18 protein-coding genes are annotated in these 15,700 nt (G+C 73.8%); 4 read left to right on the top strand and 14 right to left on the bottom strand.

Annotation, left to right across the window (positions count from 1 at the left end; genetic code table 11):
* Positions 1–105: 105 nt before the first annotated feature.
* The gene (locus ACIBEC_RS35505; protein ID WP_360499668.1) at positions 106–1,149 is read right to left on the bottom strand and encodes a zinc-dependent alcohol dehydrogenase family protein; all 1,044 of its coding nucleotides are present in this window, start codon (positions 1,147–1,149) and stop codon (positions 106–108) included.
* Positions 1,150–1,275: 126 nt separating this feature from the next.
* On the opposite strand from ACIBEC_RS35505, the gene ACIBEC_RS35500 reads away from it, so the two are divergent.
* Positions 1,276–2,259, top strand: coding sequence for a DEDDh family exonuclease (locus tag ACIBEC_RS35500; RefSeq protein WP_360499666.1), 984 nt, complete (start codon positions 1,276–1,278; stop codon positions 2,257–2,259).
* Positions 2,260–2,290: 31 nt separating this feature from the next.
* On the top strand, positions 2,291–3,088 hold the full coding sequence (locus ACIBEC_RS35495) for an SURF1 family protein (RefSeq protein ID WP_360499664.1): 798 nt from the start codon (positions 2,291–2,293) through the stop codon (positions 3,086–3,088).
* Positions 3,089–3,122: 34 nt separating this feature from the next.
* Here ACIBEC_RS35495 and trxA read toward each other — a convergent pair whose 3' ends face one another.
* Both trxA and ACIBEC_RS35485 read right to left on the bottom strand, forming a co-directional pair.
* A complete protein-coding gene (gene trxA / locus ACIBEC_RS35490; RefSeq protein WP_360499662.1) occupies positions 3,123–3,455 on the bottom strand; it encodes a thioredoxin in 333 nt (110 codons plus the stop codon).
* A 3-nt stretch (positions 3,456–3,458) separates the two neighbouring features.
* Positions 3,459–3,866, bottom strand: a complete 408-nt coding sequence (locus ACIBEC_RS35485) for a MerR family transcriptional regulator (protein ID WP_360499660.1) — start codon at positions 3,864–3,866, stop codon at positions 3,459–3,461.
* A gap of 123 nt (positions 3,867–3,989) precedes the next feature.
* Between ACIBEC_RS35485 and ACIBEC_RS35480 the strand changes: the two genes are divergently transcribed.
* On the top strand, positions 3,990–4,751 hold the full coding sequence (locus ACIBEC_RS35480) for an SDR family oxidoreductase (protein ID WP_360499658.1): 762 nt from the start codon (positions 3,990–3,992) through the stop codon (positions 4,749–4,751).
* Between the two features lie 31 nt (positions 4,752–4,782).
* Here ACIBEC_RS35480 and ACIBEC_RS35475 read toward each other — a convergent pair whose 3' ends face one another.
* From ACIBEC_RS35475 to ACIBEC_RS35435, 9 genes are all read right to left on the bottom strand, one after another.
* On the bottom strand, positions 4,783–5,427 hold the full coding sequence (locus ACIBEC_RS35475) for an alkaline shock response membrane anchor protein AmaP (protein ID WP_360499656.1): 645 nt from the start codon (positions 5,425–5,427) through the stop codon (positions 4,783–4,785).
* Positions 5,424–6,104, bottom strand: a complete 681-nt coding sequence (locus ACIBEC_RS35470) for a DUF6286 domain-containing protein (protein ID WP_360499654.1) — start codon at positions 6,102–6,104, stop codon at positions 5,424–5,426. Before ACIBEC_RS35470 ends, ACIBEC_RS35475 begins: the two co-directional genes overlap by 4 nt.
* Complete coding sequence (locus ACIBEC_RS35465) at positions 6,101–6,448, bottom strand: hypothetical protein (protein ID WP_360499652.1); 348 nt, start codon at positions 6,446–6,448, stop codon at positions 6,101–6,103. Before ACIBEC_RS35465 ends, ACIBEC_RS35470 begins: the two co-directional genes overlap by 4 nt.
* Positions 6,448–6,639 (bottom strand): hypothetical protein, encoded by a 192-nt coding sequence (locus ACIBEC_RS35460; RefSeq protein WP_360499650.1) that lies wholly within the window; start codon positions 6,637–6,639, stop codon positions 6,448–6,450. Before ACIBEC_RS35460 ends, ACIBEC_RS35465 begins: the two co-directional genes overlap by 1 nt.
* 73 nt (positions 6,640–6,712) lie before the next feature.
* Positions 6,713–7,225, bottom strand: a complete 513-nt coding sequence (locus ACIBEC_RS35455) for an Asp23/Gls24 family envelope stress response protein (protein ID WP_360499648.1) — start codon at positions 7,223–7,225, stop codon at positions 6,713–6,715.
* Between the two features lie 234 nt (positions 7,226–7,459).
* On the bottom strand, positions 7,460–8,266 hold the full coding sequence (locus ACIBEC_RS35450; RefSeq protein WP_360499647.1) for an enoyl-CoA hydratase/isomerase family protein: 807 nt from the start codon (positions 8,264–8,266) through the stop codon (positions 7,460–7,462).
* Between the two features lie 252 nt (positions 8,267–8,518).
* Positions 8,519–8,752, bottom strand: a complete 234-nt coding sequence (locus ACIBEC_RS35445) for a helix-turn-helix domain-containing protein (RefSeq protein ID WP_030059940.1) — start codon at positions 8,750–8,752, stop codon at positions 8,519–8,521.
* 327 nt (positions 8,753–9,079) lie between these two features.
* Positions 9,080–10,678, bottom strand: coding sequence for an ABC-F family ATP-binding cassette domain-containing protein (locus tag ACIBEC_RS35440; RefSeq protein WP_360499645.1), 1,599 nt, complete (start codon positions 10,676–10,678; stop codon positions 9,080–9,082).
* 204 nt (positions 10,679–10,882) lie between these two features.
* The gene (locus ACIBEC_RS35435; protein ID WP_360499643.1) at positions 10,883–11,968 is read right to left on the bottom strand and encodes a hypothetical protein; all 1,086 of its coding nucleotides are present in this window, start codon (positions 11,966–11,968) and stop codon (positions 10,883–10,885) included.
* A 367-nt stretch (positions 11,969–12,335) separates the two neighbouring features.
* On the opposite strand from ACIBEC_RS35435, the gene ACIBEC_RS35430 reads away from it, so the two are divergent.
* A complete protein-coding gene (locus tag ACIBEC_RS35430; RefSeq protein WP_360499641.1) occupies positions 12,336–13,550 on the top strand; it encodes a glycosyl hydrolase in 1,215 nt (404 codons plus the stop codon).
* Positions 13,551–13,554: 4 nt separating this feature from the next.
* Here ACIBEC_RS35430 and ACIBEC_RS35425 read toward each other — a convergent pair whose 3' ends face one another.
* Complete coding sequence (locus tag ACIBEC_RS35425) at positions 13,555–14,715, bottom strand: GNAT family N-acetyltransferase (RefSeq protein WP_360499639.1); 1,161 nt, start codon at positions 14,713–14,715, stop codon at positions 13,555–13,557.
* Positions 14,712–15,662, bottom strand: coding sequence for a Wzz/FepE/Etk N-terminal domain-containing protein (locus tag ACIBEC_RS35420; RefSeq protein WP_360499637.1), 951 nt, complete (start codon positions 15,660–15,662; stop codon positions 14,712–14,714). The genes ACIBEC_RS35425 and ACIBEC_RS35420 overlap by 4 nt, the downstream gene beginning before the upstream one ends.
* Positions 15,663–15,700 lie beyond the last annotated feature (38 nt).

Below are 15,700 nucleotides of genomic sequence, written 5' to 3'. Positions count from 1 at the left end.
CCATCCGAATGGCCGAAAACCACCACCCGCGCCACTTCGGACCACCCCCACCCCATGCGAAGAGGGGCGGCACCGACCAACAGTGCCACCCCTCTTGACGATGCGTCAGAAGGCGATCCGGACCTTCAGCGCCGAGCGGTCGTCCATCGCCCGGTAGCCGTCCGGCACGCCGTCCAGGCCGACCGTGCGGTCGAAGACCAGGCCCGGCTCGATGGCCCCGGAGAGCACGTCCGGCAGCAGCTCGGGGATGTACGCGCGGGCCGGCGCGACACCACCGTTCAGCGAAACGTTTCGGCCGAACATCTGACCGATGTCCACGCCCGCGCTGCCGCCGTGCGGCACGCCGACGTACCCGACCGCGCCGCCGTCCCGGGTGATCGAGATGGCCGTCCGCATCGACTCCTCGGTGCCGACCGCCTCCAGCACCGCGTGCGCGCCCTGGCCGCCGGTCAGCTCCTTGACCGCCTCGACGGCGGCGTCCCCGCGCTCGGCCACCACGTCCGTCGCCCCGAAGCGCCGGGCCAGCTCGGTCCGGGCGGTGTGCCGGCCCAGCGCGATGATCCGGCCCGCGCCCAGCCGGTGCGCCGCCAGGACGCCGCACAGGCCCACCGCGCCGTCGCCGACCACCGCGACCGTCGCCCCGGGCCGCACCCGCGCCGAGACCGCCGCGTGGTGCCCGGTCGCCATCACGTCCGACAGCGCCAGCAGCCCGGGCAGCAGCTTCTCGTCGCCCGCCGCCTCCTTCGGCAGCTTCACCAGCGTCCCGTCCGCGAACGGCACCCGCACCGCCTCGCCCTGGCCGCCGTCCGAGCCGACCTGCCCCCAGAACCCGCCGTGCGGGCAGGAGGTCTGCAGGCCTTCGCGACAGAAATCACACGTCCCGTCCGACCAGACGAACGGCGCCACCACCAGATCGCCCTTGGCGAAGCCGCGCACCTCGGCGCCGGCCTCCTCGACCACCCCCAGGAACTCGTGCCCGATCCGCTGTCCGGCCACCCGCTGGGCCACGCCGCGGTAGGCCCACAGGTCGCTGCCGCAGATGCAGGCGTTCACCACGCGGAGCACCACGTCCGTCGGATGCTGGATCACCGGGTCCGGTACGTCTTCGATCCGGATGTCGTTGGGGCCGTGAATCACGGTGGCACGCATGCGCTGTTCCTTCACTGAAACGATCTCGACCAGGTGTACGACACCCCCGCCGACCACTCTATTCCGGCCGGTCGGTCGGAACATTCCGGCCAGGCCCCTCCGCGGCGCCCCTTATCCTGTTGGACCATGCAACCGATCCAGCCCGCGCCGAGGACCGCCCCGGTCCCCGCCCAGCGCTCCGCCGCCCCCGACGAGGGCTTCGCGGTCGTCGACGTCGAGACCACCGGCCTCGGCCGCTCGGACCGCGTCATCTCGGCGGGCGTCTACCAGCTGGACCCGGACGGCGAGGTCACCGACCACTGGTACACCCTGGTCAACCCCGAGCGGGACCCGGGACCGGTCTGGATCCACGGCCTGACCACCGAGCTGCTCTCCACCGCCCCGACCTTCCCGCAGGTCGCCGACGAGCTCGCCGACCGGCTGCGCGGCCGGGTCCTGGTCGCGCACAACGCGCTCTTCGACTGGAACATGATCTCCCGCGAGTTCTCCCGGGCCGGCCTGCGCGCCCCGGTCGAGCAGCGGCTGTGCACCATGGTCCTCTCCCGCGACCTGCGCCTGCCGCTGCCCAACGGCAAGCTGTCCTCGCTCGCCGCCCACTTCGGCGTCCAGCAGCGCCACGCCCACAACGCCCTGGACGACGCCCGGGTGCTCGCCGAGGCCTTCCGCCCCAGCCTGCACCTCGCCCGCCTCGGCGGCGTCCCGCTGCCGCTGCAGAACTGCGTCGCCGTCACCGACCTCGGCGAGGACGAGCCCGCCGCCCCCGGCCGCGCCTCCTGGACCGGCGCGAGCTACCGCCAGGCCAAGAAGCGCCCGCCCTGCCCGTACCCCAACCCCGGGCGCTGGCTGGACGGAAAGCCGCTGGTCCAGGGCATGCGGGTGGCCTTCACCGGCGACACCTCGACCGACCGCGAACTCCTCGAGGACCGCGCCGTCGAGGCCGGCCTGCACATCGCCGGCTCGGTGAGCCGCCTCACCAGCCTGCTCGTCACCAACGAGCCGGACAGCTGGAGCGGCAAGGCCCGCAAGGCCCGCGAGGTCGGCACCCCGGTGGTCACCGAGGACGCCTTCCTCCAGCTGCTGCGCGAGGTCGCCCCGCACCCCGGTACGTGAGCCCGTTGTGAGGTCGGCGTACCGTTCCCATGTGTACCGTTTTCTGCTGACCCGCCAGTGGCTGATCACCATGCTGATCGCTCTGCTGCTGATCCCCGCGACGATCAAGCTGGGCTTCTGGCAGCTGCACCGCCACGAGGCGCGGGTGGCCCGGAACGAGCTGATCGGCAAGGCCCTCACGGCCGCCCCGGTGCCCTTCGACACCCTGTCGCCGACCGCCGGCTTCGCGGTCCCCAGGGACCTGACCTGGCGCGCGGTGACCGCCACCGGCCGGTACGACGTGGCGCACGAGTTCGTGGTCCGCAAGCGGACCGACTCCAACGGGAGCATCGGCTACTTCGTCGTGACCCCGCTGAAGCTCTCCGACGGCAAGGGCACCGTCCTGGTCAACCGCGGCTGGGTCGCCTCCGGCGACGGCGCCACCCAGTACCCGCCCGTCCCGGCCGCCCCGACCGGCGAGGTCACCCTCACCGGCCGTCTGCGCGCCGAGGAGACCTACGGCGCCAGCGGTATCAAGGACCGCGCCGGCCTGCCCGACCGCCAGTTCAACCTGATCAACACGGACGAGCAGGCCAAGGAGAGCGGCACCGCCCTCCTCGGCGGCTACCTCGAACTCGCCGCCACCACCCCGGCCCCGGCCGACCAGCCCGAGCTGATCCCCGAGCCCAACCACTCCGACATCGGCCCGCACATGGCCTACGCCATCCAGTGGTGGCTGTTCACGGCGATGATCCCGGTCGGCGTCTGGATCCTCGCCCGCCGCGAGGCCAAGGACCGTGCCAAGCAGGCCGCCGAACCCGAGACCGTCACCGAACCCGTCCCGGCCTAGCCCACGGGCTCCAGCACATCGCCTGGCCCACGGCCTACAGCACGTCCTCCAGCTCCCGGAGCAGCCGGGCCTTCGCCCGCGCCCCCACCACCGACCGCACCGGCTGCCCGCCCCGGAACACCATCAACGTCGGCATCGACAGCACGCCGTACGCCGCCTGGGTCCGCGGATTGTGGTCCACGTCGACGCTCACCACCCGCAGCCGGTGCGCTTCCTCCCGCGCGACGTCCGCCAGCACCGGCGCCATCATCCGGCACGGCGGGCACCAGTCCGCCGTGAAGTCCACCAGCACCGGCCCCTCGGCCGCCAACACCTCCGCGGCGAACGTCTCGTCCGTCACCGCCGGCACACCCGCGATCTGCACCATCGCCTACTCCTTCGCCAGTTCACACAGTGGTGGTTGCTCGGAAGCCGCGAGGTCGTCCCGCGCCCGCACCGCCCGCTCGAACTGACCGGCCACCCGCGCCCGCACGTCCTGCAGTCGCGCGAGGCAGTCGTCCAACTCGGCGAGCTTGCGCTCGTACACCTCCAGCGAGGCCGGACACGAGTCCCCCTCGGGGTGCCCCGCCCGCAGACACTCCACGAACGGCCGGGTCTCCTCCAGCCCGAACCCGAAGTCCTGCAGCATCCGGATCTCCCGCAACAGCCGCAGGTCCCCCTCGTCGTACGCCCGGTACCCGTTGCCCGCCCGCCGGGCCGGCAACAACCCCAACTGCTCGTAGTACCGCAACGCCCGCGTGGTCGTCCCCGCCCGCTCCGCCAGCTCCCCGATCCGCATGCTGAACCCGCTCCTCCCGCGCTTCCGGCAACGACCGTAAACGTTCCCCCGGACGTCAACGCCAGCCCCCGGAACGACCATCCCCTTCTCCGGCCAGCGACCCCACCCGGCACTATGTCCCTCATGGATCTCGGACTGAAAGACAAGGCCTACATCGTCACCGGCGCCACCCGGGGCCTCGGCCTCGCCGCCGCCCGCGAGCTCGCCGCCGACGGCGCCCGCGTCCTCGTCAGCGGCCGCACCCGGCAAGCCGTCGACCGAGCCGTGGCCGAACTCGGCGCCCTCGGCACCGCCCGGGGCCTGGTCGCCGACAACGCCTCCCCCGACACCCCCGAGCGCCTCCTCGCCGAGGCCCGGCAGCACTTCGGCCGCCTCGACGGCATCCTGATCAGCGTCGGCGGCCCGCAGGCCGGCCCGGTCGAGACGACCCCCGAGGAGGCCTGGCGCGACGCCTTCGAATCCGTCTTCCTCGGCGCCCTCCGCCTCGCCCGCGCGGCCGCCGCCACCCTCTCCGACGGCGGTGTGATCGGCTTCGTGCTCTCCAGTTCGGTCCGCCAGCCGATCCCCGGCCTGGGCATCTCCAACGGCCTGCGTCCCGGTCTCGCCATGGCCGCCAAGGCCCTCGCCGACGAGCTCGGCCCCCGCGGCATCCGGGTGGTCGGCCTGCTCCCCGCCCGGATCGACACCGACCGGGTCCGCGAACTGGACTCCCTCGCCGCCGACCCGGAGGCCGCCCGGGCCTCCGCCAGCGCGGGTATCCCGCTCGGCCGTTACGGCACCCCCGAGGAGTTCGGCAAGGTCGCGGCCTTCCTGCTCTCCCCCGCCGCCTCCTACCTGACCGGCCTGATGGTCCCCGTCGACGGCGGCGCCCTCCGCACCCTCTGACCCACCCCCAGGCCCCCTGCTCCACCCTCGATCACTCCACCCTCGACTGCCTCCGCCGCCGAGTCCGCCGGTGCCGCGGCTCGGCGGGGGCGGCCTGCAACACCCGGATCCGCAGGTCCGCGGGCAGCTCCGGCAGCCCGAGGCTGCGGCACGCATCGGCCCGGGGCCCGTCCTCGAAGTGCTCCACCAGCGCGGCCGGGTCCCCGCCCGGCGTCAACCGCACCGCCCCGCGCAACCGCGGGTGTCCGGGCGCCCGGACCAGCCGGACCCCCGCCCGCTCGACCTCGGGCAGCACCGCCGTCCCGGTCTCCAGCGCCTCCTCCAACGCCCGTGCGCCGACCCGCAGTCGAAGCCCGCTCACCCCCGGCGTGGGCACCGCGATGCTCGACAGCCCGGTGCGCCGCAGCTGCGCCACCAGCCACCACACCATGCCCACCAGCAGCACGGCCAGCCCGCCGATCACCGTCGGCCACCACCACGTCGAGGACACCCACCGCCCGCGCGTCCGCGCGCTCACCACCGGCTGGTCCGGTGACGTCAGCGGCCACGACTCCGGCGGATGCACGCCCAACCGCCGGTACAGGTCGAGTCCGCCCGCCAGCACCAGCACCCCCACACCCAGCAGCACCACCCCCGCCGCGCCCAACAGCACCCGGTTGACGATCACCCGCCTCATCCGACCACCCCCGGTCCCGCCCCTGCGTCCGCCGCCGGGCCCTCCGCCGCAGCGCCGTCCGACTCCGGGCCCTTCCCCGCGTCCCCACCCGCCCGGCGCCCACCCGCCGTCCGCACGTCCAAGCGCAACGGCCGCGCCAACCCCACCCGATCCAACTCCTCCCGCAACTGCCGCTGCACCGACGCCGGATCGGCCGGCCCGGCCAGCGAGACCCGGACCCCCCGCCGCCCGACCCGGATCCGCAGGTGGTCGATCCCGGCCAATGCCGCCGCCCGGTCCGCCAGCAGGTGCCCGATCCCGGCCCGGTCGACGGCCGCAGAGGTGCCCCCGTACGGCCGCAGCACCAGCCACCGCCGCAGCCCGGGCGCGATCGCCAACCACAGCAGCCACCCGCCCAGCAGCGCCGCCGCCCCGGCTCCCACCAGCACCCACAGGTCGTCGAGGTGCCGAGTCGCCAGCTCGTCCACGATCTGCGCCCGCCACCTGCGGGCCGGCTGTCCGGCCCGGACCGCGATCACGTCGTACAGCAGCGCCCCCGCGACCACCAGGACCGCCGTCGCCACCAGCGCGGCAGCCACCGTCCGCGGCGCCCGCAGCCTTCGTAACCTCCCCGAGCCCGCTCCGTCGGCCACCCCGTCGGCCGACCCCTCGACGGCTTCGGTCCTCAGGTCGCTCATGAGGTTCCCCCCGGCACCAGCTTCTCGACCACGATCACCACGTCCGACACGCTGGTCCCGGTCAGCCCCACCACCCGCGCGGCGATCGCCTCCCGCATCGCCACGGCCAACCCCGCCACGTCCGCAGGGAAGGGCAGCTCGACCTCGACCCGGACCGTCACCGTGCTCCCGGGCACCGCCACCGAGACGCGCGGCGGCGCGCCCTTCACCCGCCCGGCGGGCCACGCGCCGGCCAGCACCTCCCGGGCCGCCCGGGCCGCGATCCGGGCGTAGACCCGGTCGGCGACCCGCAGCCGCCCCCGCCGCCCCGAGAACGGGACCGGGCCGGAGGCAGAGGCCGCCATCAGCGGCGCCGGTCGCGGCCGCGGAGCAGGTCCCCGAGCTCGCCCAGCTCGATGTCGCCCTCCAGCAGCCGCCCGACCACGAAGCCGACCAGCCCGAGCGCACCCACCAGCAGGAACGCCGCGAACCCCCCGAAGTACCCGGCGAAGCCGAGGGCCATGCCCACCACCAGGCCGACGATGGCCAGGTTCATCCGCTACTCCCTCGTTCCGCGCTGCCTCGTTCGGCCCTGCCTCGTGCTCCGCTGCCTCGTTCGGCCGTGCCCGCTACTTGAGCTTGGGGCGCTGCCCCGGCGCCGACGCCGGCTCCTCTTCCTCCTCGTACTCCGGTTCGTCCGGGAGGTGGACGTCGTTGACCGCGATGTTGACCTCGACGACCTCGAGGCCGGTCATCCGCTCGACCGCGTTGATGATGTTCTCCCGTACCTGGCGGGCGAGTTCGGGAATGACGACGCCGTACTCGACCACCAGGGCGATGTCGATGGCGGTCTGCCGCTCGCCGACCTCGGCCTTGATGCCCCGCCCGACGCTCGGCCTGCCGCCGGGCACCCGGTCCCGCATCGCACCGAACGTACGGGCGAGCCCGGAGCCCAGTGCGTGGATCCCGGGGACCTCCCGGGCGGCCATCCCGGCGATCTTCTCCACCACGCCGACGGCCAGCGCCGTACGGCCGCGCTCCTCGACCGGCTTCGCTCCGCCGGAGGCGCCCGGCGGCGGGCCGGGGGTCGGGGCACCGCCGGCGTTCTTGTGCAGGGTCGCGGGCGTCGGAGTGTCAGGCATGGGCATATCTCCCGTCGTACGGCTCCAGCTATATCGCAAACCTCCCCAACTCTGGCATTTCGCCACGTTCCGCGCCCGCCGAAGGGCACCCGCCCGGCGCCCGCCCGACCCCGCGACGGACCCGCGACGGACCCGCGACGGACCCGCGACGGACCCGGGAAACGCCGAAGGCCCGCCCCGGACATCCTTGGGGGCAGGCCTTCGATCAGAGACGGGCGGTCGAACGATGCGAGGTCAGTCGTCGATCCCGGCGAGCTCCCGCAGCCGACGGGCCTGCGCCACCCGTTCGGCCGAGCGCTGCTCCTCGAAGGAGCGCCCGGCGGCGCCCTGCAGCAGGGCCTTGGTTTCGATCACCGCGCCGCGCGGAGCCGCCAGCAGGGCCGCCGCGAGGTCCCGGGCGGCGGCGTCCAGTTCCGCGCCCGACACGGCCAGGTTGGCCAGCCCGATCGCGGCGGCCTCCTCGGCGCCGACCCAGCGGCCGGTCGCGCAGATCTCCAGCGCGCGGGCGTAGCCGACGAGTTCGGTGAGCGGCTTGGTGCCGGCCAGGTCCGGGACGAGGCCGAGCGCGGTCTCCTTCATCGCGAACTGGACGTCCTCCGCGACCACCCGCAGGTCGCAGCCGAGGGCCAGCTGGAAGCCCGCTCCGACGGCGTGGCCCTGGACGACGGCGATGGAGATCAAGTCGGGGCGGCGCCACCAGGTGAAGGCCTCCTGGTACGAGGCGATGGTGTCGTCCAGTTCCTTGTCGCTCGCCGCGGCGAGCTGCAGGAAGTTGGGCTCGCCCGGGATGCCCTCGGCGGTGAACATCGCCCGGTCCAGCCCGGCCGAGAAGGAGACGCCCTCGGCACGCAGCAGGACGACCCGGACGCTGCCGGGCAGGTCACGTCCGGCGTCGGTGAGCGCGCGCCAGAGGGCGGGCGACTGCGCGTTGCGCCGCTTGGGCTGACAGAGGGTGACGACGGCGAGTTCGCCTTCGATCTCCAGGCGGACGCCGTCCCGCTCCCAGCTCGGAGCCTGCGGGTCGGTGGCGGGGGCGGTCATGCGGGGACCTCCGGTGGCGGGGGATGTGGCTACCGGAGAGTAACAAAACTGGACGCGCGAGGGCAGGGGGCCCGGCCCGGAAAGATCGACCGGGCCCGCAGGAAAGGAGGACGGGGGCGGACGGCGCCCCGGACATGACGATCGGCGGCCGGTCCACACGACCCGAGGGCACACGTCCAGCTGTCGGCCAGCTGCCGTCTCCTCAGTCGGCGCCCTGCCGCCGCGTCATCCCAGCAAATGGCTGACGAACCGTCAGGAACCGGCCCCGGCAGTCGCCTTGTTCTTGCCCCGCGTGGCACCGCCGCGGCCCCGGAGGATCACTCCGGACTCGCTCAGCATCCGGTGCACGAAGCCGTACGAACGACCGGTCTCCTCCGCGAGAGCGCGAATGCTCGCCCCGGAGTCGTACTTCTTCTTGAGATCGGCCGCGAGCTTCTCACGCGCGGCACCGGTCACCCGGCTGCCCTTTTTCAGAGTCTCGGCCACCCGTGCCTCCTCGTAGCGTTGCTCGGTCAGATTCCCATGATCACCCATCCACCGCGTCCTGGCCACCCATTCGACAAGGTCGATGCCGGAAATGCGTGGTCCTGCGGTGGTGATCCGAGCGCATCAGGGCGCTCACGCAGAGTGCACGCCCCCGGGCGGTTACCGCCATTCGCCGTGAAAGGGCTGATCAGCAGCGTCGGCCCGACCACGATCGAGTGGCGGGCCGACGGGAAGTCCTTAAACGGAATCCGGGTCTACTTCATTCCCGGACACGCCGTAAGGACTAGTTTTTCTGGTCCGAAAAGCGGATGCCGCGTCTACTTCCGGTCAGGCCAGCGAGACCAGATCGGCGTAGGACGGGTTCCAGAGGTCCTCCACGCCGTCCGGCAGCAGGATGATCCGCTCCGGCTGGAGCGCGTCGACCGCGCCCTCGTCGTGGGTGACCAGCACGACAGCGCCGGAGAACTCGCGCAGCGCGCCCAGGATCTCCTCACGGCTGGCCGGGTCGAGGTTGTTGGTGGGCTCGTCGAGCAGCAGCACGTTGGCGGAGGAGACCACCAGGCTGGCCAGCGCCAGACGGGTCTTCTCACCGCCGGAGAGCACCCCGGCCGGCTTGTCGACGTCGTCGCCGGAGAACAGGAACGAGCCGAGGATCTTGCGGATCTGCACCAGGTCGGTGTCGGGCGCCGAGGAGCGCATGTTCTCCAGCACCGTGCGGTCCGGGTCCAGGGTCTCGTGCTCCTGGGCGTAGTAGCCGATCTTCAGGCCGTGGCCCGGGATCACCTCGCCGGTGTCCGGCTGCTCCACTCCGGCCAGCATCCGCAGCAGGGTGGTCTTGCCGGCGCCGTTGAAGCCCAGCACGACGACCCGGGAGCCCCGGTCGATCGCGAGGTCGACGTCGGTGAAGATCTCCAGCGAGCCGTAGGACTTGGACAGGCCGCTGGCGGTCAGCGGTGTCTTGCCGCAGGGGGCCGGGTCGGGGAAGCGCAGCTTGGCGACCTTGTCGTTCATCCGGACCTGCTCCAGGCCGGACAGCAGCTTGTCGGCGCGGCGGGCCATGTTCTGCGCGGCGACCGTCTTGGTGGCCTTGGCGCGCATCTTGTCGGCCTGCGCGTTGAGGGTGGCGGCCTTCTTCTCGGCGTTCGCCCGCTCGCGCTTGCGGCGCTTCTCGTCGTCCTCGCGCTGCTGCTGGTACTGCTTCCAGCCCATGTTGTAGACGTCGATCGCGGAGCGGTTGGCGTCCAGGTAGAAGACCTTGTTGACGACCGTCTCGACCAGGTCGACATCGTGCGAGATGACGATGAAGCCACCCTTGTAGGTCTTCAGGAAGTCCCGCAGCCAGACGATCGAGTCGGCGTCCAGGTGGTTGGTGGGCTCGTCGAGCAGCAGCACGTCGGAGTCCGAGAAGAGGATCCGGGCCAGCTCGACGCGGCGGCGCTGACCACCGGAGAGGGTGTGCAGCGGCTGGGCCAGGATCCGGTCCGGCAGCCCCAGCGCGGCGGCGATGGTGGCGGCCTCGGCCTCGGCGGCGTACCCGCCCTTGGTGAGGAACTCGGTCTCCAGCCGGGCGTACTTCTTCATCGCGTTGTCCCGGGTGGCGCCCTTTCCGTTCGCCATCCGCTCCTCGTTCTCGCGCATCTTCTTCAGCACGGTGTCGAGGCCGCGGGCGGACAGGATACGGTCCTTGGCAAGGACGTCGAGGTCGCCGGTGCGCGGGTCCTGCGGGAGGTAGCCGACCTCGCCCGAACGGGTGACGGTCCCGGCGGCGGGCATACCCTCGCCGGCCAGCACCTTGGTGAGCGTGGTCTTGCCGGCGCCGTTGCGCCCGACCAGGCCGATCCGGTCGCCCGGGGCGACCTTGAAGCTCGCGGACTCGATCAGGATCCGGGCACCGGCGCGCAGCTCGAGGGCGTTGGCGGAAATCATGGCTGGGAACTACTCCTGGGACGTGGGCGGGCGGCCGGGCGGGGACCCGGGGCCGGGCGAGCGGAAAGGGGCTTTCATCGGCGGTCGGCGCAGCACACTGGGCGCCGCCGCCCGCTATTGCCCGGAGGAGATAGCCATGACGGCAAGTCTACCGGGCCGCACGAAACACCCCGGGGGGACTACCGCCCCGGGGTACCCGCCGGCTTACGGCTGCTGCGCGGCCGGCTGGTCGCCCGCCGGAGCGGAGGGGGCCGGGGTGTCGGTCGCGGCCGGGGCATCGGTCGCGGCGGGAGTGTCCGGAGCGGCCGGGGCGTCGGTCGCGGCCGGGGCCACCGGGGCCGTGGGAGCCGCCGGGGCGTCCGCGGCCGGGGCCGCCGACGGGTCGACGCAGTTGCCCTGCGGCCGGACGGCGGCGAAGGGTACGTCGAGGGTGCCGCAGGCCGTCTCGGGCGCGGCCGCCTTGGTGTCGAAGACCTTGGGCGGCATGACCGGGCCGTCGGTGATCTCCACCCGGCTGGCGTCCAGCACCTTGACCGTCGCGGCCGGGCCGGTGCTCATCGCCCAGCCGTTGCTGTCCAGCCGGTAGCCGGTGATGGCGCCCGAGACGGCCTGCCCGCTGCTGTTGGTGCAGGTGCGCGGGATGAGTACGGCGTAGTCGGTGTGCACGGCGCGCAGCGGGTCGAAGGCGCAGCCGTTGGCCGGCTTGTCGTTGTAGCGCAGGTCACCGTCGGCGTCGCGCAGACCCATCGTCAGGTTCGGGGTCATCAGGGCCAGCCAGGGCGAGCCGTTCCGCTGGACGGGGTGCAGCGCGGCCGCGGCCCGCTGCTTGGCGAGCTGCTTGCGCTGGGCGTCGGTCCGCTTGTCGGCGCCGGGCTCGCCGTCGCCGCGCAGCCAGTCCGCCAGGCCCGGCACCGCGCGGTGCCAGCGCACCTCGTGGTCGCCCGGGCGCACCGAGGTGACGATGCCGTCGTCCCAGACCACGATCGCGTTGTCCCCGGCCATCGCCAGATAGAGCGCCTCGGCTCCCTCGCGGCGGTAGGACCAGGCCTGCTCGCCGGTCTGCTTGTGGAAGGCCTCCAGGCCCGGGCCCACCCGCAGGTCCAGGTCGGCCGCGCTGAGCGACTCGGAGTTCACCGGCGTCGCCTCCGCGTCGCCCGGCCCCGCCACCCGGTCGCCGAACGGCACCGGCTTGTTCGCGTGGGCCGCCGCGCCGGCCGCAAGGACCAGCATCACCGCCAGGGCAGGCAGGATCGAGCGGGGGGTCAGTACACGCAGCGGCTTCCGGGACACGGCCGGAGCGTACCTTTCGCCGGGCACGCGAGTCAGCCCGGTTCCGGGCCCCGCCCGTACCGCGAACCGCGCGCCCGGCCGCGCGCGCCCCGCCCGCACGCCCACCCGCCCACCTGCGTCGTCGGCTCCCCGGCCGCTCCGCGGGGCGGGGCGGGCCGGGCCGCGGGGGCCCGGTCGGACCGTTACAGATCTGATACACGGCGGCCGGTCGGCGGCCATTGCGGCAGACGGCGTTCGAATATCGCCCACTTTAGGGTGACATTCGGCTTTTCTGTCCTCCGGCGGCCCTACTGTCGGCGAGCGGGGCGCCACGGTCCGTCCACGCCGAGACCGGGCGCCCCTCCCACGCGACGTCGGAGGAGAGACCATGCGAATCGGCCGCCTGACGCTGGCCGCCGCCGCCCTGCTGCTGATGGCCACGGTCGGCGTCCCGGCCGGGACTCCGCTCAGCCAGACCGAACGGCGCGCCCTCTCCTCGGACGCCTTCGAGCCGCGCGGCGCCGCCCCCCGCCCGCCCGCCCAGCGGCCGAAGCACGAGCCGCCGTTCGGCGCCTTCGTCGGCTCCTGGGACAACTACATCCCGCAGATCGGCCGGTACGCCCAGTGGCTGGGCGACGCGAACCTGCAGGTCGGCCACACCTACCTGGCCGGCAACGACTGGGCCGACATCGACGGCGACCCGGTGGTGCTCGGCATGTGGTCGCAGTGGCGGCTGGCCGACCCGTCCCGGCTGCTCGTGCTCGGTGTGCCGATGCTGGTGCCCAACGAGGAGAACGTGCCGGACGGCGAGGTGGCGAAGCTGCTCGCCCAGGGCGCGCACGGGGACTACGACGCGCACTTCCTCAGGCTCGCCCGACAACTGGTCGCGCTGGGCGGCGCGGACACCGTGCTCACCGTCGGCTGGGAGATGAACGGCACCACCTACACCCACCGCTGCAAGCCCGACCCGTCCGCGTGGAAGGCCTACTGGCGGCGGATCGTCGGAGTGATGCGCTCGGTGCCCGGGCAGCGGTTCCGCTTCGACTTCGCCCCGAACCGGGGCCCGGACGCCATCCCGTGGACCAAGTGCTACCCCGGCGACGACGTGGTCGACATCATCGGCATGGACAGCTACGACCAGCCCGCCGGGGGCACCTTCGACGACTACGTGCGCGAGCCGTACGGCCTGCAGGACCAGGTGGAGTTCGCCGCCAAGCGCGGCAAGCCCGTCTCGTACCCGGAGTGGGGGCTGTTCCGCAACGGCGACAATCCCGAGTTCGTCCAGCGGATGGTCGACTGGATCCGTACCCACGACACCGCTTACCAGACCATCACCGACTACTGCCCGCACGGCTTCTTCCAGTGCGGCAGCAACCCGCGCTCGGCGGCGCGGTTCAAGCAGCTGATGTCCGGGTCGAAGGGGGCGCCGGCCGTGGTGCCGACAGCGCCCCCGGCGCCCACCGCTCCGGCGGTGCCGACCGTACCCGCGGTGCCGAGCATTCCGGCGCTGCCGACCGCGACCGTCCGGCCGAGCGCGACCGCGACGCCGCCGACGGGCCCGGCCGCGAGCCCGTCGGCCGGTTCGACGCCCACCCGGCGTTGAACGGTCAGCTGCGGCGGCGGGCCAGCAGCGCCTCCTTGAGCCTGGGGAAGCAGGTGCGCAGCTGGTGCGCCGCCGCCTGCCGGGCGCGCACCGCCCCGGCCCGGACGAGCACCGCCGGCGCCGGCCCCGACGGGCCCAGCAGCAGCCGCTGGTTGGGCAGCCGGTCCGGGCGCCAGCGCTGCTTGTACGGCTCCTGGCCGCGCAGCAGGCCGAGCAGCGGGATGCCCGCGCCGACCGTCTCGTCCAGTGCCGCGCCGAACAGCAGCCCGGCGATGTCCAGCCGCTCGCGCAGCACCGGGTGCGCGCCGTACAGGTACAGCCCGCCGAAGGAGGGGCAGAGCAGCAGCAGGTTCACCGCGACCACCTGGCCGTCCAGGTGGAACTGGTGGACGGCGGCCCTGCCGGTGGCGACCAGGCCGGTGGTGGACTCGGTCAGATGCCGGGCGAACCGCTCGGTGCGGTGCTCCGGGGTCACACCGCGTACCTGCCACTGCAGGAAGTGCAGCCGCAGCAGTTCCTCCAGCGCCTCCGCCACCTCGGCCGGCGGCGTCGAGCGGACCTGCACCCCGGCCTCGGCGATCTTGCGCAGCTTCACCCGGCTGCGCTGGGCGGTCTTGCCGGGCAGCCGCTTGAGCAGCCGCTCCATCGGGACCGCCGGCAGGTACTGGCAGAGCGAGTCCTCGAAGCGGCGGCGGTCGCCGCGCCAGTGCGCGTACACCCGCTGCACCGCCGCCTCGGGGTGGACCTCGCGCAGCTCCAGCCAGTGCCAGGGTCGGGTGAGCGGGAGCGCGGCGGCGAACTCGGCGGCAGCCCGGTCGGCGCACTCGTCGTCGAGCAGGACGTCGGTGTAGTCGGCCAGCCCGGCGCCCAGGCCGGTCAGGCCGCCGAAGGGGCCGCCGCGACGCCGGAAGGCGCCCGCGCCGACCAGCCGGCCGTCCCGGCGGACCAGCACCACGACCAGGCCGCCCGGGCGGCCGTAGTGGCGCCACCAGGAGCGCTGCCAGGCGGCGGCCTGGAAGAAGGTGGCGGTCCGGCAGCGGGCGGCCAGGTCGTCCCACTCCTCGGCGAGGGTGTCCAGGGCGTCGTCCTCGCAGCGCAGCTCGGTGGTCCAGGACGACGCCGCCGACCGGGCCGTCCGGCCTGCGCTGCGGGTCTCGGTGCTCATCGGCCGCTCCCGGCCGCGCTCTTCTCCTTGGCCGCCGACTTCTCCTTCGCCGCCGATTTCTCCTTCGCCGTCGGCTTCTCCGTGGCCGGGGGCTCCTCCGCCGCTTCGGGCTCGGCCTCGGCCTCGGCGGCGGCTGCGGCCTTCGCGGCGGCCTTCGCGGTGTCAGCCTTCCGGGTGTCGCTCCTCACGGCGTCGCTCTTCGCGGTGGCGGCCTTCACGGCGTCGGCCTTCACGGTGCTGCCCTTCACGGCGTCGGCCTTCGTGTCCGGCCCGGCCTTGGCCGGCTGGTCCTCGCTGCGCGGGCGCGGCGTCGTCGGGGCCTCGGCCGGTCCGGCGGCCGCAGGGGTCTGCGGGGTCCCGGTGCCCTCGGCGGCCTGCGGTGCCTCGGCCTCGCCCCGGCGGCGGGTCATCATCGCCAGCGCGCCCAGCAGCAGTCCGGCCGCGCCGCCGACCGCGACGTCCAGCTTGGCGGAGGGTGTGGTCGGCGTGTCCGGCGCGGCGGCGGGGGCGAGCGTCACCAGCCGGACGTTGGTGTCCTTGCTGCTGGTGTTGGCGAAGGCGACCAGCGAGCGGGCCACCGCGTCGGCGGTCCGGGCGGCCTCCTGGGCGCGCGTCCCGGTGCCGGTGATCTCGATCATCGGGGCGTCCGGGGAGGTCGTCCCGTGCACCAGGGACTCCAGCTCGCCCCGGGTATGGCCGGTCTCGGCGGCCGCCACCGCGAGCACCTGCGGCTGGCCCGCCAGCCGCCCGTACGCCTGGGCGAAGTTGGTCGCGGTCGCGGCCTCGCCGGGGTTCTGTGGGACCACGAGGACGTAGGCGTTGGCGGCGTACGAGGGGTGCGAGACGACGGCGTACCCGGCGCCGGCCGCGGCGCCCAGCGGAACCGCGAGCGCCACCGGCCACCAGCGGCGGACCAGGCGGCGGGCGCTTCGGCGCGGTGTGGTCATGGGTGTGGCTCCTTGGGTATGGGACGGCGGTTCCGGCG

The sequence above is a fragment of the Kitasatospora sp. NPDC051164 genome (assembly GCF_044455625.1).
Classification (GTDB): Bacteria; Actinomycetota; Actinomycetes; order Streptomycetales; family Streptomycetaceae; genus Kitasatospora.
The sequence above is the reverse complement of the archived record's forward strand: the minus strand, read 5'-3'. Positions and strand labels throughout refer to the sequence as shown.